Below are 20,312 nucleotides of genomic sequence, written 5' to 3'. Positions count from 1 at the left end.
CCGTACGGTCACCAGCCACCACCTGGTGGCCGGCCTCCGTACGCACAGCAACCGCCGCCGCCACCGCAGAACCCGTACCCCCAGGGTCCGCCGCAGGGGCAGGGCTACTACCCGCCGCAGCAACCGCCCCCCGGGGGCTGACCTCCGCGCCGGCGTTTACACCTGCAAGGACCAGCGCAAAACCACCGTCAGACAGCCCGGTGGGCTGCCACGATGGGAACCGCACACCGAAGCGTCGCGTCGAAAAGGGGCGAGTCGTCGAGTTGGGTCGTGGCCTTCGAGCCACGGAGGGGAGTGGAGCGCCGTGGCCGGTTACGGCACCAGTACCGAGGCGATGCAAAAAGCCTCGAAGGGCATTTCCGATGCGGCGAAGGAGACGGCCGACGGATTGAAGGACGTCGGTCAGACCCAGACGATCGCCCGTGATTTCGGTGAAGCGCACCAGCAGCACTTCACCAACTACAAGGCGGGGATCGACAACTTCGGCAAAGGCATCGCGAACATGACGAGCGTGCTCGGCGCATTCGCCGGGAAGATCGCTTCCGGTGCCTCGACCTACAGCGATGTCGAATCCACCAACGCCGCGGACTTGGGGAGCCAGTACTGATGGCCGAGCCGAGCTGGAACGACGTCAAAGCACTCCTCGACGACCCCAACGTCTCCGAAGAGACCAAGAAGGCGCTGCTGCACGACTACGTCGCTTCGACGGCGCCGTGGAACATCCCGGACGAAGCGGGCACCTACCAGGACCGCTACAACTACGACAGCTGGGACACCAGCCTCTGGGACCGCGCCAGCAGCGACCTCCAGGCCCGTTACGACGAGGCCAAGGCCGAGAGTGACAGCAAGGGCTACAACTCGCGCGAGCAGACCAAAGCCGTCAACGACGGCCAAGCGGCGCTCGACGCGAAGCAGCCGCCCACCGCCTCCGGCTCGGGCGTGAAGCTGTCCGACGAGCTGTTCGACGCGGGCAAGGCCGGCCTGAAGGTGTTCGAGAAGTTCGAGGGCATCTGGAACAACCGGCCGGGCGACTGCATGGGCAACACCACGGCGATCAACTACGCCGAGCAGATCCAGAAGCCGTACGACGAGCAGCGCGGGATCAACTTCCACAAGCTGCTCATGGAAGCCGACGAGTTCAGCACCGCCAAGACCAAGATCGACGAGATGAAGTCGGACGTCGACGGGCAGCTCAAGGCCCTCTACGGCGAGTGGGAGGGCGAGGCGGCCACCAAGTCCCACGAGCACTACACCGGCGAACTCGCCCCGAAGGTCACCGAACTCGGTGACGCGCTCGAAGGCGCGGCCAAGCTGACCCGCACCGCTGTCCGGAACGTGTACCAGCTGTGCAAGAGCAAGGCCGACGAAGTCCTCGGCATGTACCGGGAGCAGATCGGCCAGGCGGACACGTACATGGCCGAGAAGGTCGTGTCGTTCGCGCGCGGCGAGGGCGACTACTCCAAGGACCGCGTGCTGGAGATCGCCGGCTGGGTGGACTCGAAGACCGGCAGCAACATCGCCGACCGGATCCACTCCGACGACTGCAAGCTGAACGACGAGAACCGCGACTACGCGATCAACCAGTGCAAGAAGTGGATCCGCGACTCGTTCAACCGCGAGTTCTGGCAGCTCTACGAGCAGTTCAAGACGTGCTGCACGGAGACCAAGTCCTCCGTGGACGCCCAGTGGGAGACCCTCGCCAAGTACATGGCGGAGTTCGAGAACCCGTTCCCGGCGCCTGCGAGCGAAAAAGGCGACGGCACCGGTAACAACGGCAACACGGGTACCGGTAACAACGGCAACACGGGTACCGGTACCGGTACCGGTACCGGTACCGGCAGCGGCAGCGGCACGCCGTCCGTGCCCGAGATGCCGAAGCCGGAGAACCCGCTGGACAAGGACGGCGACGGCAAGCCGGACGAGATCAAGCTGCCCGGCGACACCGACGGCGACGGCAAGATCGACGACCTCGACGGTGACGGCAAGCCGGACGACCAGGCCGGCAAGCCCGACGGGTTGAAGGGCGACGAAGAGGCGCCGGAGACCGTCACCATCAAGAGCGGCGACAACGAGATCAAGATCACGGAGCCGGACGAGAACGGCCACGTGCAGATCACCGTCGACACGCCGCAGAGCGAGCCGAAGACCTACGACGTCGACTTCAGCAACAACCCCGACGCGCTGAAGGCCCTGATGGGCCAGAACGGCGGGGCGGCGCTGGCGGGCGCGTTGGCCGGTGCGACGGCGACCACGGGCAGCGTGCCCGGCGCGGCCGGCGGTACTCCCGGTACGCCCGGTGCCGCGATCGGCGCGGTCGGCGGCCCGGCCGAGGGTGGCGCGAACGGCGCGATCCCGATCGAGGCCGGTGCGGACGGCAAGGCGTTGATCGAGCTGGACGGCCTGGCCATCACCGCCGAGGTCGACCCGCTGACCGGTGAGATCAACCTCACCGTCGACAACGGCGACGGCACGCCCGAGGAGTACGGCGTGGAGTTCGGCGAGGACACTCCCGACTCCGGCGCCGGTGAGATGCCGACCGTCCCGGGCCTGGACAACGCCGTGCCGCTGCAGGCCGACCTGCCGAGCGGCGACCTGCCGTCCGACGTCACCACCATGCCCGCCCCGGCGGAACCGCTGATCGGCCAACCGGAACCGGCCATCGGTTTCACCGAGCCGCAGTTCGCCCCGGACCAGGGCTTCGCGGGCGGTGCGGGTGGCGGTGGTTTCGCGGAGCCGCAGTTCGCCCCGCCCACGGCGCCCGACCCCGGCTTCACCGGCGGTGGTGGCTTCACCGAGCCGCAGTTCGCCCCGCCGTCCGCGCCCGACCCGGGCTTCGCCGGCGGTGGTGGCTTCACCGAGCCGCAGTTCAGCCCGCCGTCCGCGCCCGACCCGGGCTTCAGCCGCGGCTTCACCGAACCGCAGTTCACCACGATGCCCGCACCGGACAACTCCGGCTTCACGGGCAGCGTCGCCGCGGCCCCGGTCAGCGGCGGCTTCACCGAGCCGTCGGCGTTCCAGAGCCCGCCCGCGCAGTCGTTCCAGGCCACGGGCTTCCCGTCGGCGCCCGCCGCGTTCGACGGTGGCGGCGGTGGCTTCGGTGGCGGCGGTGGCTTCGGCCAGTCCGACACCGGTGGCACGACGTCGACGTCCGGCGCGTCGGTGCTCGGCGGCGGTTCCGGCTTCAACGGCGCCGACTCGGTGCTGGGCGGCGGTTCGTCGTCCTCGGGTTCGGACCAGACGTGGAACAGCCCACCGGTCAGTTCCGCCGACCAGGGCCTGGCGTCCGACACGAACGCCTCACAGGCGGGCCAGGCCGGGTCCGCCGTGCTGCCGTCCATGCAGGAGTCCCACGCCGCGGGCCAGCCCGGCGGTTCGGCCGTCGGTGGGGGCATGATGGGCGGCGGGATGATGGGTGGCGGCATGGCCGGCGGCGGTCAGCAGGGTGGCGGCGGCGACAACGAGCGCAGCAGTCCCGGGCAGTGGCGCACGACCGGGTCGCTGTTCGACGACGACGTCAGCCTCAGCCGCGTCCAGGGTGTGCTCGGTGAGGAGGGCCGATGAGCGTCGCGTCGGACAGGCTGGCCGTGGCGATGAGCCGCATGGACCAGATTTCGCGTGAGCACGCCGACCGGCGTGAGCTGCGCGAGCGTCGCACGCGTGAGGCGAAGGAGCAGGCGAGCGACAGCTTCGCCAAGCAGGGGCAGACCGCGCAGAAGATCGTCGAGCGGCTGAACGAGGCCGAGAAGGCGCAGAAGGCCGCCGGCGGTTGGAACACGAAGGCGGCGACGGAGAAGAAGAGCGGCGAGTACAAGTTCGGCGCGGAGGACGACGAGCCGACCTACGAGACCCCGCCGCCGGTGACCACGTCGTGGACCCCGACCCCGACCCCGCCACCACCACCCCAACCCCCCGTGGCCGCACCAGTCCCGCCACCCCCACCACCCCGCCCAACGGCCCCCCGCCGCCCGGCACCGGTGGACGATGACGACGACTTCGGCGGCCAAAGCTGGCTGACCTGACCACCCCTCCGCCCCCCTCGACCTCGCCTGCCAACCCAATCGGGTGAACATCGGCCGAAAATGTACGGAAACACTGTTCCCGTACCTCGGTTGATATGGACCGCCTCGCCAACCACGGCCCTGTCGCGACCACCACGACGGACAGCCCACCCGGCGACCGGCCCACCAGGCGACGTCGAGGGGCCGGAGGACCCAGCACCCATGACCAGCACCACCCCACCCACCCGCCCACTCACCCACGCGTGCCCCAGCCAGCCCGCACGGCAGGGACTCGGGCACGACAGGGACCCGCGCACCGCCGGGACCCGCGCACCGCCGGGACCCGCGCACCGCCGGGACCCGCGCACCGCCGGGACCCGCGCACCGCCGGGACCCGCGCACCGCCGGGACCCGCGCACCGCCGGGACCCGCGCACCGCCGGGACCCGCGCACGGCCGCCTCCGGCCTCGACCCCGATCGGCCACCGCCTCCCCGGATCGGCCACCGCCCCCGCCCCCGCCTCGGCGGGCGGTGATCAGGGGGAGTGGCTCAGTGGCGGATCAGCGGGCCGTGCTGGACGGTGTGGCGGACCAAAAGGCCGCGCTGGACGGTGAGGACAGCGCCCTTCACGTCGCCGTCCAGCAGCGCGTCCCACTTCTTCTCGCCCTTGAGCGTCCGCAGCAGGAACGCCGTCATCAGCGCCCGCGCCAACTTCTGCGCCGCCCGCTCACCCTTGCCGTCGAGCAGCAGCTCGCTCCAGTGCCGCCCCTCCGCGAACCCCAGGTGGCTCGTCTTCGGCAACGACCGCAGCTGCACCGGCCCCTGCCACGCCTCCGCGATCGCCTCCGCGTGCCCGACCGGCGGCGCGATGCGGTCCTCGCCGCCGGCCAGGTGCAACCCCGGCACGGTCACCCGGCGGGCCGCGTCCAGCGCCGACGGCCGGGTCTCGGATGCGGCCAACGTCACGACCGCGCGCACGCGCGAGTCGTCCGCCGCCGCGAGCACCGCCGCGCCTCCACCCATCGAGTGACCCGCCACCGCCAGCCGTGACGCGTCCACGCTGATCCCGCCGTCACCCAGCCGCACGCCGGTGCACACGTCGAGCGTCGTCCGCAGGTTCCCGGCCAGCAGCCGGGACGACATCAGCGGCCCGCGCTGGGTCCCCGGCGCGGCGGCCACGAAACCCCACGACGCCAGGTGCCGCAGCAGCGCGCGATAGCGGTTGACCGGCTGCAACCAACCGTGGCCGAACGCCACCGCGGGCAGCCCCAGCCCGACCGCGGGCGTGTAGACCAGGCCCGGAAGCCCGACCAACGCCAGGTCGCCGCGCAGCACGGGGTGCTCACCGGGCCTGCTGAGCTGGTCGAGCACCTGCTTCGCCGAGTAGCCGCTCACCCCGCGAACGGTAGTCGATCGCGGTGACAGTGCGCACGGCCGGATTGGTCTACACCAATTCAAGCCGTGACCTGCGCAAACGCGGCAAAGTGGCCCGTTCGAGTGACGCCCCTGGTCTAGTTACGCTGTGCGGCGTGTGCGGAATCGTGGGATATGTGGGCCACAGGTCGGCGCTGGACGTCGTGCTCGACGGGCTGCGGCGGCTGGAGTACCGGGGCTACGACTCGGCGGGCGTCGCCGTCCTCGACGGTGACGGCGGCCTGGCCGTCGAACGCAAGGCCGGCCGCCTGACGAACCTGGAGGCCCGCCTGGACGAGGTCGGCCGCGACGCCTTCACCGGCACCGCCGGCATGGGCCACACCCGTTGGGCCACCCACGGCGCGCCGATCGACCGCAACTCCCACCCGCACTGCGACGTCACGGGTCGCGTCGCCGTCGTCCACAACGGCATCATCGAGAACTTCGCCGCCCTGCGCGCCGAGCTCGAAGCCGTCGGCGTCGAGATGGCCAGCGACACCGACACCGAGACCACCGCGCACCTCATCGCCCGCGCGTACGACGACGGCGACACCAAGGGTGACCTGGAGGCCAGCGTCCGCACGGTGGTCCGCCGCCTCGAAGGCGCCTTCACCCTCGTCGTCACGCACGCGGATCACCCGGACGTGGTTATCGCCGCACGTCGTTCGTCACCGCTGGTAGTGGGCGTGGGCGAGGGTGAGACGTTCCTCGCCAGCGACGTGTCCGCGTTCATCGAGCACACCCGCGAGGCCGTCGAACTCGGTCAGGACCAGCTCGTGGTGATCGACCGCGACGGCTACCGCGTCACCGACTTCGACGGCGCGGACGCCCAGGCCACGCCGTTCACGGTCAACTGGGACCTGTCGGCCGCCGAGAAGGGCGGCCACGAGTACTTCATGCTCAAGGAGATCGAGGAGCAGCCGGAAGCGCTGGCCAACACGCTGCGCGGCCACTTCCGCGACGGCCGGGTCGTGCTGGACGAGCAGCGCCTGTCCGACCAGGACCTGCGCGACGTCGACAAGGTCTTCGTCGTCGCCTGCGGTTCGGCCTACCACTCCGGCCTCGTCGCCAAGTACGCCATCGAGCACTGGACGCGGCTGCCCGTCGAGGTCGAGCTGGCCAGCGAGTTCCGCTACCGCGACCCGGTGCTGGACCGCGACACGCTCGTCGTCGCCGTCTCCCAGTCGGGTGAAACCGCCGACACGTTGGAGGCGGTCCGGCACGCACGGTCGCAGAAGGCGCGGGTGCTGGCGGTGTGCAACACCAACGGCGCGCAGATCCCGCGCGAGTCCGACGCCGTGCTCTACACGCACGCCGGCCCGGAGATCGGCGTCGCGTCGACCAAGGCGTTCCTCGCCCAGATCGCGGCGAACTACCTGGTCGGCCTGGCCCTGGCGCAGGCGCGCGGCACGAAGTACCCCGACGAGGTGGCCCAGGAGTTCCACCAGCTCGAGGCCATGCCGGACGCCGTGCAGAAGGTGCTGGGCACGGTCGAGCAGGTCCGCGCGCTGGGCCGGGAGCTGGCCGACTCGAAGGCGGTGCTGTTCCTCGGCCGCCACGTCGGCTACCCGGTCGCGCTCGAAGGCGCCCTGAAGCTCAAGGAACTCGCCTACATGCACGCGGAGGGCTTCGCGGCGGGCGAGTTGAAGCACGGCCCGATCGCGTTGATCGAAGAAGGCCTGCCGGTGGTCGTGGTGATGCCGTCGCCGAAGGGCCGGGCGGTGCTGCACTCCAAGCTGGTGTCGAACATCTCCGAGATCCAGGCACGCGGCGCGCGCACGATCGTGATCGCTGAAGAGGGTGACGAGACGGTTCGCCCGTTCGCGGATCACCTGATCGAGATCCCGGCGGTGTCGACGCTGCTGCAGCCGTTGATCTCCACCGTGCCGCTGCAGGTGCTGGCCGCGGAGATCGCCCGTAGCCGCGGTTACGACGTGGACAAGCCGCGCAACCTCGCCAAGTCCGTCACGGTCGAGTAGGGCACGCTTGGCCCCATGCGGGGTTTCTGGACCACCGATCGGGTCAGGGCGGCGGAAGAGCGCGTGATGGCGGTCGTGCCGGCCGGCGCGCTGATGCGCCGGGCGGCGTTCGGCGTGGCGGTCGTCGCGGCGGAGTTGCTGGCGGGCGAACGACGGGTCGGCCTGCTCGTCGGCGCGGGCAACAACGGCGGCGACGCGTTGTGGGCGGGCTACTACCTCCGCAAACGCGGTGTCGCCGTGTCCGCCGTCCTGCTGACACCTGAACGTGTGCACGCCGAGGGCTTGGCCGCGTTCCGTCGCGCCGGTGGCCGGGTGGTCCCGCGACTGCGCGACGTCGACCTGGTGATCGACGGCATCGTGGGCCTCTCCGCGCGCGGCCCGTTGCGCCCGGACGCCGCGGAACACGTGGCGCACCTGGAGGCGCCGGTCCTGTCGGTCGACCTGCCCAGCGGCATCGACCCGGACACGGGCGCGGTCTCCGGGCCCGCCGTGCGCGCGCACACCACCGTGACGTTCGGCTGCCTCAAGCCCGTGCACGCGCTGGCCGACTGCGGTGACGTGCGGCTGGTCGACATCGGGCTGGACGGCGAGCTGCACGGACCGGACCTGGTCGAGCTGGACATCGCCGACATCGGCACGGCGTGGCCGGTGCCGGGGCCGGAGGACGACAAGTACACGCAGGGCGTGACGGGCGTCGCGGCCGGTTCGGCGACGTACCCGGGCGCGGCGGTGCTGGCCACCGGTGCGGCGTTGCTGTCGACGTCCGGCCTGGTCAGGTATGCCGGTGCGGCGGCGGAGGACGTCCGGGCGCGGTGGCCGGAGGCGATCTGCACGGGCTCGATCACGGACGCGGGCCGGGTGCAGGCGTGGGTCGTCGGGCCTGGGCTGGGCACGGGGTTGGGCGCGGAGTCGGTCCTGCGCACGGTGCTGGAAGCCGGTGTCCCGGTGTGCGCGGACGCCGACGCGATCACCATGCTGGCCAACAACCCCGACCTGTGGGACGCGCGCGACCCCGACACCCCTCTCGTGCTGACGCCGCACGACCGCGAGTACGAGCGGCTGGTCGGGCCGGTCGGCCCTGATCGGGTGACGGCCGCGCGGAAAGCCGCCGAACGCTACAACGCCGTCGTGCTGCTCAAGGGCCACGCCACCGTCATCGCCGGCCCCGACGGTCGCGTCCTGGTCAACCGCGCCCGCTCCTCGTGGGCCGCGACGGCGGGCTCCGGTGACGTCCTGTCCGGCGTCCTGGGCTCCCTCCTGGCCTCGGGCCTGGACCCGGTCCTGGCCGCCGGCTGCGCCGCCAAGGTCCACGTCCTGGCCGCCGACCTGGCCGCGGACGGCGCACCGATCCCCGCCACCTCGCTGCTGAGCGCGCTCCCCGACGCCATCCGCGCCGTCCGCCCCCTCTGACCCCGCGCGTGTCCTACGTTCGCGCCACGCGTGTCCTACGTTCAGAACACCCGAGTTGAACGTTCAGCACACCGCTGGCCCGTTCTGAACGTTCAACTCGGGGTACGCGAACGTAGGACACGCCCGTTCTGGACGTAGGACACGCGCGAAAGGGGTTGGTGGGGCTGTGTCACCATGAACGGCGTTATGGCTGCTCCTCGCGCTGAGGTCGTGATCGACCTCGACAACCTCCGGCACAACGTCGCCCACCTCGCCGCCCTCGCGCCGAACGCCGACACGATGGCCGTCGTCAAGGCCGACGGGTACGGGCACGGTGCCGTGGAGGTGGCCGAGGCGGCGGTCGAGGCGGGCGCGACGTGGCTCGGCTCCTGCTCCCTCGCCGAGGCCCTGACCCTGCGCGCGGCCGGGCTGACCGTGCCGATCCTGGCCTGGCTGGACCCGCCGGGCACGGACTACGCGCCGGGTGTCGAGCAGGACGTCGACCTGTCCGCGTCCTCCCTCGTCCAACTGGAGGAGATCTCGGCGGCGGCCGAGAAAGCCGGCAAGACGGCCCGCGTCCACCTCAAGATCGACACCGGCCTGTCCCGCAGCGGCTGCCCGGCCCGCCGCTGGTCGGAGCTGGTCGAACGCGCCGCCAAGACCCACAACGTCGAAGTTCACTCGATCTGGTCACACCTGGCGGTCGCCGACGAGATCGGCCACCGCGGCACCGACGCCCAGGCCGAGCGCTTCGACGACGCCTACCGCGAAGCCCTCGCCGCCGGCCTCGACCCGCGCCGCCACATCGCGAACTCCGCCGCCCTCATCACGCGCCCCGACCTCCACCTGGACCTGGTCCGGCCGGGCATCGCGATCTACGGCCTCAACCCGGTCCCCGTGCCGACCGACCTGCGCCCCGTCATGACGTTCCGCTCCGCGGTCGCCCTCACCAAGCGCATCCCGGCCGGGGAGTCGGTGTCCTACGGTCTGACCTGGACCGCGCGGGAAGACACGAACCTGGCCCTGGTGCCCGTCGGTTACGCCGACGGCGTGCCGCGCAGCCTGTCGAACCGGATGGACGTCTGGCTGGCCGGGCGTCGCCGCCCGGTCGTCGGCCGGGTCTGCATGGACCAGGTCGTGGTCGACTGCGGTGACGACGCGGTGGCGGAGGGGGACGAGGTCGTGCTGTTCGGATCCGGTGACAGGGGCGAGCCGACGGCTCGCGAGTGGGCCGACACCACCGGCACCATCGACTACGAGATCGTCACCGGTATGTACCGGCCGCGTGTCACCCGAAAGTATGTGGGGACACGTCGGTGAACACGGTGTGGAAAGCCGTCGGCTGGGCCGGCGGCATCCTCGGCGCCGCCGCGACCGGTGTCGCGGTGGGCGTGGCCGCGAACCAGAAGAAGGTCTCCCACGACCGGCAGCTCGACGACCCGCTCGCCGACGAACCACTGGGCCGCCTCACCCCGACCCGCGAGTCGACCGTCGCCGCGGACGACGGCGTGCCGCTGTCGGTCGAGGAGGTCGACCCGCGGGACGGCGGGAAAGCCGAGGTCACGGTCGTCCTCGTGCACGGTTTCGCGCTGGACCGCCGCTGCTGGCACTTCCAGCGCCGCGACCTGGCCACGCTCGTCGGTCCCCGCGTCCGCCAGGTGCTGTACGACCAGCGCAGCCACGGCCGCTCCGGTCGTTCCACCGCCGAGGGCAGCACGATCGACCAGTGCGCCAAGGACCTCGACGCGGTGATCCGCTCGATGGCCCCCGAAGGACCGCTGGTGCTCGTCGGTCACTCGATGGGCGGAATGACGATCATGGCGTTGGCCGAGCAGCGGCCCGAGCTGTTCGCCGACCGGGTGCGCGGTGTCGCGCTCGTCGGCACGGCGGCGGGCGCGGTCGGCGGCGCGGGCCTGCCGAAGTCCGTGCTGTCCCGCTACAACCCGGTGACGCTGGGCGTCGGGCGGCTCGCCGGCCTGCAACCGGGCCTGGTGGAGTGGGTCCGGCGCCGGGCGTCCACGCTCACCTGGAGCGGGATCCGGGCACTGGCGTTCGGCACCGGCAACGTCAGCCCGTCGCTGGTCGACCTGATGGCGCAGATGATCAACGGCGCCACGGTGCAGGTGCTCACCGAGTTCCTGGAAACCCTCGGCACGCACAACCGCTACAAGGCGCTGGCCGGTCTCCGGCACTGCGAGGTCCTCGTGATCAGCGGTGACGCCGACAAGCTGACACCGTTCTCGCATGCCGAGCGGATGGCCGAGGAGATGCCGCACGGCGAACTGGTCCGCGTGTCCGGGGCGGGCCACATGCTCATGTTGGAACAACCCGACCTGGTCACCGGGCACCTGGTCGGATTGGTTCGGCGCAGTGCCGCCGAACGGTCGGAAAGCAGGCGGCGGTGGTGGCGACGAGCGTGAGCGTGACGCTCCCCGAGGTGCACGACACCGAGGAGTTCGGGCGCAAGCTGGGTGCGTTGGTGCGTGGCGGTGACCTGGTGCTGTTGTCCGGGCCGTTGGGCGCGGGCAAGACGGCGCTGGTGCGCGGCCTGGCCGACGGCCTCGGCGTGACGGGTCGGGTCAGTTCGCCGACGTTCGTGATCGCCCGCGTGCACGACCCCGCGCCGGACGGGCGTGGCGTGCCGTTGGTGCACGTGGACGCCTACCGGCTCGGTGGTCACCTGGACGAGTTGGACGACCTCGACCTGGACACGGACCTGGTCGACGCCGTGGTCGCCGTGGAGTGGGGCGAGGGCGCGGCCGAACGGCTGTCCGAGGACCACCTGCTGATCAGGCTGGAACGCCGGGACGACGACGTGCGCATCGCCCACCTGCACCCGCACGGCGCCTGGGTCGACCGCGAACTCCCGGTGTGACGGGCTAGCGCTCCGCGATGCCGCGCACGACGCCGAGCTCCACCAGGTCCTGCGGCCGCAGCCTCAGGTCGTCGGCCAGTGGGGGCACGTCGTCGCGCTTCAGGATCGCCGCCGCCAGTTCGGGCGCGATCACCGAGAAGTAGGCGTCCGGCGTGATCCACGTGTGCTCCGGTGACGACAACGCCAGCGCGCCGCCGGACCCGCCCTCGCCGATGACCAGGGTGGTGATCGGCACGCGCGCCTCGGCGACCGCGCCGAAGAGGTCCGCGATGGCCGCACCGACCCCTGCCTGCTCGGCGGCCACGTCGTTCGCCGCACCCGGCGTGTCCACCAACGTCAGCACCGGCAGCGCGAACCGCGACGCCAGCCGGACGAGCCGCGCCGCCGTGCGGAAACCGGCCGGGGTGTTCGCCGTGCCGGTCTGCGCGGCGAACGCGATCGCCCGCTCGCCCCGCTGCCCGATGCCGCACAGCATCCCCGCGTCCACCCCGCCCGCGCGATCACCGGTGATCGGCATCCGCGAGTCGAAGTAGTCGTCCAGGTAAGCCGCCGCCCGCGGACGTTCCGGAGCGCGTGCTCGCGACACCGCACTCCACCCGTCGCGTGGCAACTCCGACGCACCCAGAGCACGCGGCACCTCGGCCGGCACGGCGTCACCGCGCGTCAGCGACGAGAGGATCCGCGCCACGGTGGCGTCCACCTCGTCGGGCCGGACCACGAGGTCGACCGTGCCCGCCGCGAACTGCCCCTCCGCCGTGTAAGCGGGGTCGTCCACCGGCCGCACCCGGCTGCCGGCGAACCCGACCTGCGCCCCCGACACCGCGATCACGACGTCGGCACCCGCGCCCAGCGACGCCCACAGCCCACCGGTGGTCGGATCACCCAGCACCGACACGTGCGGCAGCCCGACTTCCCGGTGCGCCGCGCACAGCCGCGCCACCCGCTGGAGCTGCCGCAACGACAGCATCCCCTCCTGCATCCGGCTGCCACCGGTCGCGATCCGCGACACCACGGGCAGCCGCGCGGCCCGCGCCTCGGTGAACGCCTCCTCGATCACCTCGCCGGCCGCCGTGCCCACCGAACCGCCGAGGAACCGGAAGTCAAACGTGATCACCACGGCGTCCCGGTGCCGCCGCCACGACACCGACTCGACGCCACCGGTCCGTTCCCGCGCCCGGGCGAGCTGCTCCTCGTACCCCGGCCAGCCGAGCGGGTTCACCGCAGCTCCCGCTTCAGCACCTTGCCCATGTCGTTGCGCGGCAAGGCGTCCACGAACCGCACCACCCTGGGCCGCTTGTGCGGCGACAGCAGCCGGGCCACGTGGTCGCTCAACGCCTCCGGCTCGGGCGCCTCCCCGCGCGCCACGACCCACGCCACCACCCGTTCGCCCAGGTCGTCGTCCGGCTCACCGGTCACCGCGACCTCGGCCACCGACGGGTGCTCCAGCAGGGCGTTCTCGATCTCGCCCGCGCCGATCTTGTAGCCGCCGCTCTTGATCAGGTCGGTGGCACGCCGGCCGACGATCCGCACGTAACCGTCCGGCTCGACCACGGCCAGGTCACCGGTGCGGAACCAGCCGTCGCGCAGCGCCTCACGCGTGGCGTCCGGCCGGTTCAGGTACTCCAGGAACAGGTTCGGCCCCCGCACCTCGATCTCGCCGGGCTCGTCGCCGACGACCCGCAGCTCGACCCCGTCCAGCGGCAGCCCGACCGTGCCCGGCCGCCGGTCGCCGTCCACGCGGACGCTGGTGTTCATCAACGTCTCGGTCATCCCGTAGCGCTCCACCACGCGTTGGCCGGTGAGCTGCTCGACGCGCTCGTGCACGGAAGCTGGGAGCGCCGCGGACCCGGACACCAGCAGCCGCGCCTTCCCGAACGCCTCCGCGTGCTCGGGCTCGGCCGCGATCCGGTGGTACATCGTGGGCACCCCGAACAGCATCGTGCCGCCGTCCCGCAACGCGGCGGCGGCTTTCGCCACGCTGAACGACCCCAGGTGGTGCGCCGTCCCGCCGCGCCGCAGCGGCCCGATCACCCCGACGCCCAGGCCGTGCACGTGGAACAGCGGCAGGCCGTGCACCACCACGTCGTCCGCGGTCCACGCCCACGCCTCCGCCAGCGCGTCGAGGTTCGTCGCCAGCGCCCGCCTCGGCAGCACCACACCTTTGGGTGGTCCCGTCGTGCCGCTCGTGTAGACGATCAACGCGGGCGCCTCGTCGTCCGGCTCGGGCAGGTCGACCGGCGGGCCGGACGGCAACTCGTCATCGACGACCAGGTCGGGCTCGCTGTCCGCGAGGATGTGCGCGAGCTCGCGTTCCCCGACCTTGGGGTTGAGCGGCACGACCGGCACACCGGCCAGCAACGCGCCGACGACCACGACGCACGTCTCGGGCCGGACGTGCGCCCACACCGCCACCCGCCGCTTGCCGACCAACCCGTACGCGACCTCACGTGCCTCGCGCGCCAACTGCTCGTACGTGAGCTCCCGCTCGGGGAACCGCAGGGCGACCTTGGACGACGGCGAGGCCAACGCTGGCAGCAGCATCCCCTTACAGTGACCGGCCGGGGCACGGGGCGCACCACAACTGTGGCCCGAGCCACCCTGCCTCAGCCGTCCGGCCGGGGGAAGTCACGTTGCCGCAGCCGTCCCCGCCGTGGGAAGCGACGCCGGCGCAGAGTCCCGGCCCGGGGGAGCTGCGTTGCCGCAGCTGGCCCCGCCACGGGAAGCCACGTTGCCGCAGATGCCCCGGCTGGCGGAAGCCGCGTTGCCGCAGATGCCCCGGCTGGCGGAAGCCGCGCTGTCGCAGAAGTCCCCGCCCAGGGGGTCCCCTGTTCTTGATCCTGCCGGCACACCACGACGATTCGGCGCGATCACGCCCGCCCTGTGGACAACCGCCGCACCTGTGGACAACCGGCGTCGGTCAAGGTGAGCACGGTCCGCTTCGGCGCTCGGCCTCCCGCAGCTGCGCGCGCACCTGGTCGCGCACGGCCTGGAGTCGGGTCAGGCAGTCGTCCAGCTCCGCGAGCTTGCGCCGGTACACCTCGACGGACTCCGCGCACGCGTCACCGGTCGTGTGACCCTCGCGCAGGCACTGCACGAACGGCCGGGTGTCCTCCAGCGCGAACCCGATGCCGGCGAGCGAGCGGATCTCGTGCACGAGCCTCAGGTCGTCCTCGTCGTACTCCCGCTGCCCGTTCGGGCCGCGTCGCGCGGTCAGCAGGCCGAGGGACTCGTAGTAGCGCAGCGCACGGGTGGTCGTGCCACCCCGCCGTGCCAGTTCTCCGATGCGCACCCGCCCATCCTCCGACATGACGTGGACGTCAACACCAGTGTGGTTCACGCCACCCGATACTCTTTTCAGCTGTGCTAGTGCTCGCCTTGGACACCGCCACCCCCGCCGTCACGGCCGGTGTCGTCGAACTGACGCCCGGCGCACCTCCCCGCCTGCTCGCCCAGCGGGTGACGGTGAACGCGAAGGCGCACGGTGAGCTGCTCACACCGCACCTGCAGGAGGCGTTGGCCGAGGCGGGCCACCGGCTGTCCGACCTCGACGCGATCGTCTGCGGCTCGGGCCCGGGACCGTTCACCGGGCTGCGCGTCGGCCTGGTCACCGCCGCCGCCCTCGGCCAGGCGCTGAACCGGCCCGTCTACCCCGTGCCGACCCCGGACGCCGTCGCGCTGGACGCCGCCACCGGCAAACCGCTGCTGGTGGCCACCGACGCACGGCGCAAGGAGGTGTACTGGGCGGCCTACGACGCGGCCGGCCGGCGCACCGACGGTCCGCACGTCGACCGTCCCGCGGACCTGGTCGCGAAGCTGCCCGCGGTGGCCGAGGCCGCCGGTGAGGGCGCCGAGATGTACGCCGACGTGATCGGGCTGCCGGTGGTGCAGGCGCGCTACCCGTCACCGGTGTCCCTGGTCGCGGCGGCGGCCGAGGAGTTGCTGGCCGGCGCGCGTCCGGCCGCGCTCACCCCCCTCTACCTGCGCCGTCCCGACGCCGTCGAGCCGGTCGGACGCAAGCGGGTGACCAAGGCGTGAGTTCCGGGACCGTCACGATCGCACCGCTGCGCCGGCTGGACGCGGCACGGTGCGCGCGGATCGAGCGGGAGCTGTTCCCCGGTGACGACCCGTGGAGCGCGAACGCGTTCCGCAGCGAGCTCGACAACGGCAACTTCTACGTCGGCGCGTACGTCGGCGACGCGCTGATCGGGTACGCGGGGCTCGGCCTGACCGACTTCGAGGCCAGCGTGCACACCATCGCGGTCGTGGTCGACTACCAGGGCAGCGGTGTCGGCAAGACGCTGCTGCGGGCCCTGCTCGCCAAGGCCGACGAGCTGGGGCTGCCGGTGTTCCTGGAGGTCCGCACGGACAACGAGCGGGCCATCGGCCTCTACCTGGCGCACGGCTTCGAGCACCTGGGCCTGCGCCGCCGCTACTACCAGCCGTCGGGTGCCGACGCGTACACGATGGGAAGGCCCGCGAACCGTGACTGACCGGCTCATCCTCGGTATCGAGAGCTCGTGTGACGAGACCGGCGTCGGCATCGTCCGGCTCGGCCCGGACGGGTCGATGGAACTGCTCGCCGACGAGGTGGCGTCCAGCGTCGAGGAGCACGCCCGCTTCGGCGGCGTCGTGCCCGAGGTGGCGTCGCGCGCGCACCTGGAGGCGATGGTGCCGACCATGCGCCGTGCCGTGGAGAAGGCCGGGATCCAGCTGCGGGACGTGCACTCCATCGCGGTCACCGCCGGTCCCGGGCTCGCGGGCGCGCTGCTGGTCGGCGTGTCGGCGGCGAAGGCGTACGCGGCGGCGTTGGACAAGCCGCTGTACGGCGTCAACCACCTCGCCGGGCACGTCGCCGCGGACACCCTCCAGCACGGTCCGCTGCCGAAGCGGTGCGTGGCGCTGCTGGTGTCGGGTGGTCACTCGCAGCTGCTGCTGATCGAGGGCCTGGCGGAGAAGATCACCGAGATCGGGTCCACCGTGGACGACGCGGCGGGCGAGGCCTACGACAAGGTGGCCCGGCTGCTCGACCTGCCCTACCCGGGCGGTCCGCCGATCGACAAGCTCGCCAAGCAGGGCAACGGCTGCGCGATCGCGTTCCCGCGCGGGCTGACCGGGCCGCGTGACGCGAAGTACGACTTCTCGTTCTCCGGGCTGAAGACGTCGGTGGCGCGGTGGGTGGAGAAGCAGGAACGCGCGGGCGAGGAGATCCCGCTGGCCGACGTCGCCGCGTCGTTCCAGGAGGCGGTGGCCGACGTGCTGACCGCCAAGGCCATCCGGGCCTGCAAGGACCTCGGCGTGGACACCCTGGTGATCTCCGGCGGGGTGGCGGCGAACTCGCGCCTGTCCGGCCTCGCGGCCGAGCGCTGCGCCGAGGCGGGCATCGAGCTGCGCGTGCCACGTCCCCGGTTGTGCACCGACAACGGCGCGATGATCGCCGCTCTCGGCGCGCACCTGGTGGCCGCCGGCGCGAAGCCCTCGGCCCTGGACCTGTCCACCACCCCCGGCCTCCCCGTGAGCACCATCCAGATCCTCTGACCCCGCGCGAGTCGAACGCTCAGGTCCCGCGTGTCGAACGCCCGGGACCCCCGAGTTCCACGTTCGCGTCAGGCAGGGCCGGACCCGAGCGTTGAATTCGGGGGTCCTGGAGGTTCGACACGCGGGACGCGGGTGTTCGACACGCGGGTGTGCAGGCCTTCGGCGTGGCCGGAGGCGAAAGCGGTGGCGAAGGCCTCCGGGCCCAGCGCGGCACGGGCCGCGGCGGCGATCCGGTCCACGTCACCGCGTTCGCCGGCCGGTAGCGGCACGCCCACGGACGCACGCGCCGCCGTCGCCGCGCCCAGCAACCGGGCCGCCGCCTCCGCGTCACCCGCCAACGCCAGCGCACCCGCCACCCCCTCCAACGCCAACGCGATCGCCCGCGGATCACCCACCTGCCGGGCGAGCGCCAACCCCTCCGACTGCAGCTCCAACGCCCGCGCCGCGTCACCCCGCTGCTCGGCCACGAACCCCAGCTCCGCCAGCACCAACGTGGCACCCGCCTCGAACCCGACCTGCCGGTGCCACGACCGCAGCCGCTCCCAGTGCGCCTCCGCCTCGTCCAGCCGCCCCTCCCGCCGCGCGCCCAGCGCCAACCCCGTCTCCGCGTACACCTCACCCGGCGAGAACCCGTGCTCGGCCGCCGTCCGACGAGCCCGCTCGTGCAGCTCACGGGCCTGCGCGTAATCACCGCGCAGCAACGCCACCCGCCCCAGCCAGGACAGCTTGTACGACACCTCCGGCCACGACCGCAGCTCCTCCGCCACCCGCAGCCCGTCCCGGTGCACGGCCTCCGCGCGCTCGTGGTCACCGGCCAGCTGCGCGAGCATCCCCAACCCGAACGACGCCTTCAGCTGCCCCCACCGCTCACCCAACGCCACGAACAGCTCGTCAGCGGTGGCAGCCGACGCACGCGCCTCGTTCACCCGTCCTCGGGCCAGGGCCTGGCTCACCCGGTCGCTGTGCGCCGCCGCCACGCCCCACCGGTCGCCCGACTCCTCGAACGCCGCCAACGCCTGGTCGGTCAGCTCCTCACCGGACGGCATGTCACCGACCGTCGACAGCACGTAGCCCAGGAACCACCGCGCCCGCGCCCGCTCCAGCCGATCCTCGATCTCCGCCGTCCCGGAGATCACCGACGGCTCCACCGCCTCACCCAGCAGCACCTCGAACCCGGCCCGCCACGCCACCGTCACCGGATCCGGAGCGGTCATCAGCCGCCGACCCTCCCGCAGCCGTCCCCGCAGGAACCAGTACCAGGTCAACGCCCGGGTCAGCCGTGCCGCGCCGGCCGCGTCCAACGCATCGTGCGTGGCACGCAGGTTCGCCGTGTCGGCGTCCAACCGGTCCAGCCACGCCAACTGCCCGGACGCACGCAGCTCCGGGTCGGCGCGCTCGGCCAACCCCAGGTAGAACACCGCGTGCCGGGCACGCACCTCCTCGAACTCACCGGCCTCGCGCAGCCGTGCCCGCCCGTAGTCCGCGACCGACTCCAACAGGCGGAACCGGGGCTCGCCGGTGTGCTCGGGCGCGACCACCAACGACCGGTCGACCAGCCTGGTCACCACGTCCAGCACCTCGTCGGCCGCCACCCCGCCACCCGCGCACACGGCCTCCGCGGCGTCCAGCGCGCACCCGTCCACGTGCACGGACAACCGCCGCAGCACGATCCGCTCGGCGTCACCGAGCAGGTCCCAGCTCCAGTCGATCATCGCGCGCAACGTGCGCTGCCGTGCGGGCGCGTCCCGGTGCCCGGTGGCCAGCAACCGGAACCGGTCGTCCAGCCGGTCCAGCAGCGCCGTCACGCCGAGCCCGCGCACACGTGTCGCGGCCAGTTCCACCGCCAGCGGCAGCCCGTCGAGCCGTCGGCAGATCGCCTCGACCACCGGCGCGTTGTCCGGCGTCACCGTGAAGCCGGGCGCGGCGGCGGCAGCGCGCGCTGCGAACAACGTGACCGCGCTCGCCAGGTCCAGCGGCGGCACGGCCCACACCGTCTCGAACGCCAACCCGAGCGGTTCCTGGCTGGTGGCGAGCACCCGCAACCCCGGCACCGCCCGCAGCAGCCGTGACACCAGCTCGGCGACCGGCTCGACCAGCCGCTCGCAGTTGTCCAGCACGAGCAGCACCTCACGGCCGCGCAGCGCCTCCACCAGCGCCGTCCCCGACGCGTCGTCACGCACGCCGAGGACGTCGGCCACCGCGCTCACCACCTGCTCGGCCCGGCCGACGCCCGCCAGCTCGACCAGCCACACCCCGTCCGCGACGGACACCTGCCGCGCGACCTCCAGGGCGAGGCTCGTCTTGCCGACCCCGCCGGGACCGGTCAGCGTCACCAGCCGCGCGTCACGGGGCAGGTCGCACAGGTCACGCACCGCCTGGTCCCGGCCCACCAGCCCGGTCACCGCCACCGGCAGGTTCGTCCGCGCGACCGGCCCGAGCTCGTGGTTGAGGATCGCCCGGTGCAGCTCGGCCAGCTCGGGACCGGGCTCCAGCCCTTGCTCCACCAGCAGCCGGCGCAGCTCGGCGTAGCTCTCCAACGCCTCGACCTGCCGCCCGGCCCGGTACAGGGCACGCATGTGCAGCCCGCGCAAACGTTCGCGCAGCGGGTGCCGCGCCACCTCGGCCGCCAAGTCCACCTGACCGGAAGCCGACTCGGCGAACTCCTCCAGCGCCGCCAACCGCTCCTCGGCCCACCGCGCCACCACCGGCGCCAGGAACGGCGCGTCGGCGAACTCCGCCAGCGTCTCACCGCGCCACAACGCCAGCGCCTCGCCGAACCGCCCGGCCGCCACCAGCTCCCGGAACCGCAGAACGTCCAAAGTGGACGAATCGACCCGCACCGCGTACCCGGCGGGACCGTGCGCGACCAGCTCGCGCCCACCCGGCTCGGCCGCCTCCAACGCCCGCCGCAGCTGCGAGACCTTCGTCTGCAACGTGTTCACCGGGTTGCCGGGCGGCTCGTCACCCCACAGGTCGAACGCCAACCGGTCCGCCGACACCGGCCGCCCCTCGTGCGCGAGCAGGTCCGCCAGCAGCAGCCGGACCTTGGCCTCCGGCACCCGGACCGCCTCACCGCCCGCCGTCCACACCCCGAGCGGCCCCAACACCCCGAATCTCACGCCC

At 72.5% G+C, this 20,312-nt stretch carries 16 protein-coding genes; 11 read left to right on the top strand and 5 right to left on the bottom strand.

Translation table 11 applies throughout. The features are described 5' to 3' along the window. Positions 1–304 precede the first annotated feature (304 nt). Genes A6A25_RS01470 through A6A25_RS01460 form a run of 3 tightly spaced genes read left to right on the top strand, consistent with a single transcriptional unit; the run spans position 305 to position 4,019 of the window. Complete coding sequence (locus A6A25_RS01470) at positions 305–607, top strand: hypothetical protein (RefSeq protein WP_073885883.1); 303 nt, start codon at positions 305–307, stop codon at positions 605–607. Then, positions 607–3,561: a WXG100 family type VII secretion target gene (locus tag A6A25_RS01465; RefSeq protein WP_073885882.1), complete on the top strand. Its 2,955-nt coding sequence runs from the start codon at positions 607–609 to the stop codon at positions 3,559–3,561. The genes A6A25_RS01470 and A6A25_RS01465 overlap by 1 nt, the downstream gene beginning before the upstream one ends. After that, positions 3,558–4,019 (top strand): hypothetical protein, encoded by a 462-nt coding sequence (locus tag A6A25_RS01460; RefSeq protein ID WP_073885881.1) that lies wholly within the window; start codon positions 3,558–3,560, stop codon positions 4,017–4,019. The genes A6A25_RS01465 and A6A25_RS01460 overlap by 4 nt, the downstream gene beginning before the upstream one ends. Before the next feature lie 528 nt (positions 4,020–4,547). Here the strand turns inward: A6A25_RS01460 and A6A25_RS01455 are convergent. Beyond that, positions 4,548–5,393, bottom strand: a complete 846-nt coding sequence (locus A6A25_RS01455) for a dienelactone hydrolase family protein (protein ID WP_073885880.1) — start codon at positions 5,391–5,393, stop codon at positions 4,548–4,550. A 134-nt stretch (positions 5,394–5,527) separates the two neighbouring features. Between A6A25_RS01455 and glmS the strand changes: the two genes are divergently transcribed. The 5 genes from glmS (at position 5,528) to tsaE (ending at position 11,654) form a co-directional block, all read left to right on the top strand. Beyond that, positions 5,528–7,390, top strand: a complete 1,863-nt coding sequence (gene glmS, locus A6A25_RS01450) for a glutamine--fructose-6-phosphate transaminase (isomerizing) (RefSeq protein ID WP_073885879.1) — start codon at positions 5,528–5,530, stop codon at positions 7,388–7,390. Positions 7,391–7,405: 15 nt separating this feature from the next. After that, positions 7,406–8,800: a bifunctional ADP-dependent NAD(P)H-hydrate dehydratase/NAD(P)H-hydrate epimerase gene (locus tag A6A25_RS01445; protein ID WP_073885878.1), complete on the top strand. Its 1,395-nt coding sequence runs from the start codon at positions 7,406–7,408 to the stop codon at positions 8,798–8,800. Between the two features lie 186 nt (positions 8,801–8,986). After that, the gene (alr, locus tag A6A25_RS01440; RefSeq protein ID WP_073885877.1) at positions 8,987–10,099 is read left to right on the top strand and encodes an alanine racemase; all 1,113 of its coding nucleotides are present in this window, start codon (positions 8,987–8,989) and stop codon (positions 10,097–10,099) included. Next, a complete protein-coding gene (locus A6A25_RS01435) occupies positions 10,096–11,199 on the top strand; it encodes an alpha/beta fold hydrolase (protein ID WP_073885876.1) in 1,104 nt (367 codons plus the stop codon). The genes alr and A6A25_RS01435 overlap by 4 nt, the downstream gene beginning before the upstream one ends. Further along, complete coding sequence (gene tsaE, locus A6A25_RS01430; protein ID WP_241828454.1) at positions 11,196–11,654, top strand: tRNA (adenosine(37)-N6)-threonylcarbamoyltransferase complex ATPase subunit type 1 TsaE; 459 nt, start codon at positions 11,196–11,198, stop codon at positions 11,652–11,654. The genes A6A25_RS01435 and tsaE overlap by 4 nt, the downstream gene beginning before the upstream one ends. Before the next feature lie 4 nt (positions 11,655–11,658). On the opposite strand, the gene A6A25_RS01425 is transcribed toward tsaE, so the two are convergent. The 3 genes from A6A25_RS01425 to A6A25_RS01415 all read right to left on the bottom strand — a co-directional run bounded on the left by A6A25_RS01425 (position 11,659) and on the right by A6A25_RS01415 (position 14,943). Beyond that, entirely contained in the window at positions 11,659–12,873 is a 1,215-nt protein-coding gene (locus tag A6A25_RS01425; RefSeq protein WP_073885874.1) for a carboxyl transferase domain-containing protein, read from the bottom strand. Beyond that, complete coding sequence (locus A6A25_RS01420; RefSeq protein WP_073885873.1) at positions 12,870–14,195, bottom strand: acyl-CoA synthetase; 1,326 nt, start codon at positions 14,193–14,195, stop codon at positions 12,870–12,872. Before A6A25_RS01420 ends, A6A25_RS01425 begins: the two co-directional genes overlap by 4 nt. Positions 14,196–14,571: 376 nt before the next feature. Further along, positions 14,572–14,943 carry a MerR family transcriptional regulator gene (locus A6A25_RS01415; protein ID WP_073885872.1) on the bottom strand — a complete coding sequence of 124 codons (372 nt, stop codon included), beginning with the start codon at positions 14,941–14,943 and terminating at the stop codon, positions 14,572–14,574. 71 nt (positions 14,944–15,014) lie between these two features. On the opposite strand from A6A25_RS01415, the gene tsaB reads away from it, so the two are divergent. From tsaB to tsaD, 3 genes are read left to right on the top strand one after another with little or no spacing between them, the layout of a single operon-like run. Then, the gene (gene tsaB, locus A6A25_RS01410; RefSeq protein ID WP_073885871.1) at positions 15,015–15,689 is read left to right on the top strand and encodes a tRNA (adenosine(37)-N6)-threonylcarbamoyltransferase complex dimerization subunit type 1 TsaB; all 675 of its coding nucleotides are present in this window, start codon (positions 15,015–15,017) and stop codon (positions 15,687–15,689) included. After that, entirely contained in the window at positions 15,686–16,144 is a 459-nt protein-coding gene (gene rimI / locus A6A25_RS01405; RefSeq protein WP_073885870.1) for a ribosomal protein S18-alanine N-acetyltransferase, read from the top strand. Before tsaB ends, rimI begins: the two co-directional genes overlap by 4 nt. Further along, entirely contained in the window at positions 16,137–17,189 is a 1,053-nt protein-coding gene (gene tsaD, locus A6A25_RS01400; RefSeq protein ID WP_073885869.1) for a tRNA (adenosine(37)-N6)-threonylcarbamoyltransferase complex transferase subunit TsaD, read from the top strand. Before rimI ends, tsaD begins: the two co-directional genes overlap by 8 nt. Positions 17,190–17,257: 68 nt before the next feature. Here tsaD and A6A25_RS01395 read toward each other — a convergent pair whose 3' ends face one another. Next, positions 17,258–20,308 (bottom strand): BTAD domain-containing putative transcriptional regulator, encoded by a 3,051-nt coding sequence (locus A6A25_RS01395; protein ID WP_073885868.1) that lies wholly within the window; start codon positions 20,306–20,308, stop codon positions 17,258–17,260. Positions 20,309–20,312: the final 4 nt, after the last annotated feature.

This window comes from Saccharothrix sp. CB00851, assembly GCF_001905065.1.
Taxonomy (GTDB): Bacteria; Actinomycetota; Actinomycetes; order Mycobacteriales; family Pseudonocardiaceae; genus Actinosynnema.
Note: the sequence above shows the minus strand (reverse complement) of the source record. Positions and strands in the feature narration are given on the sequence as shown.

Bases quoted from the DNA above. Each gene is read 5' to 3' on its own strand.
- A6A25_RS01465 (WP_073885882.1), top strand. From the start codon at position 607: ATGGCCGAGCCGAGCTGGAACGACGTCAAAGCACTCCTCGACGACCCC.
- A6A25_RS01460 (WP_073885881.1), top strand. From the start codon at position 3,558: ATGAGCGTCGCGTCGGACAGGCTGGCCGTGGCGATGAGCCGCATGGAC.
- A6A25_RS01445 (WP_073885878.1), top strand. From the start codon at position 7,406: ATGCGGGGTTTCTGGACCACCGATCGGGTCAGGGCGGCGGAAGAGCGC.
- alr (WP_073885877.1), top strand. From the start codon at position 8,987: ATGGCTGCTCCTCGCGCTGAGGTCGTGATCGACCTCGACAACCTCCGG.
- A6A25_RS01420 (WP_073885873.1), bottom strand. From the start codon at position 14,195: ATGCTGCTGCCAGCGTTGGCCTCGCCGTCGTCCAAGGTCGCCCTGCGG.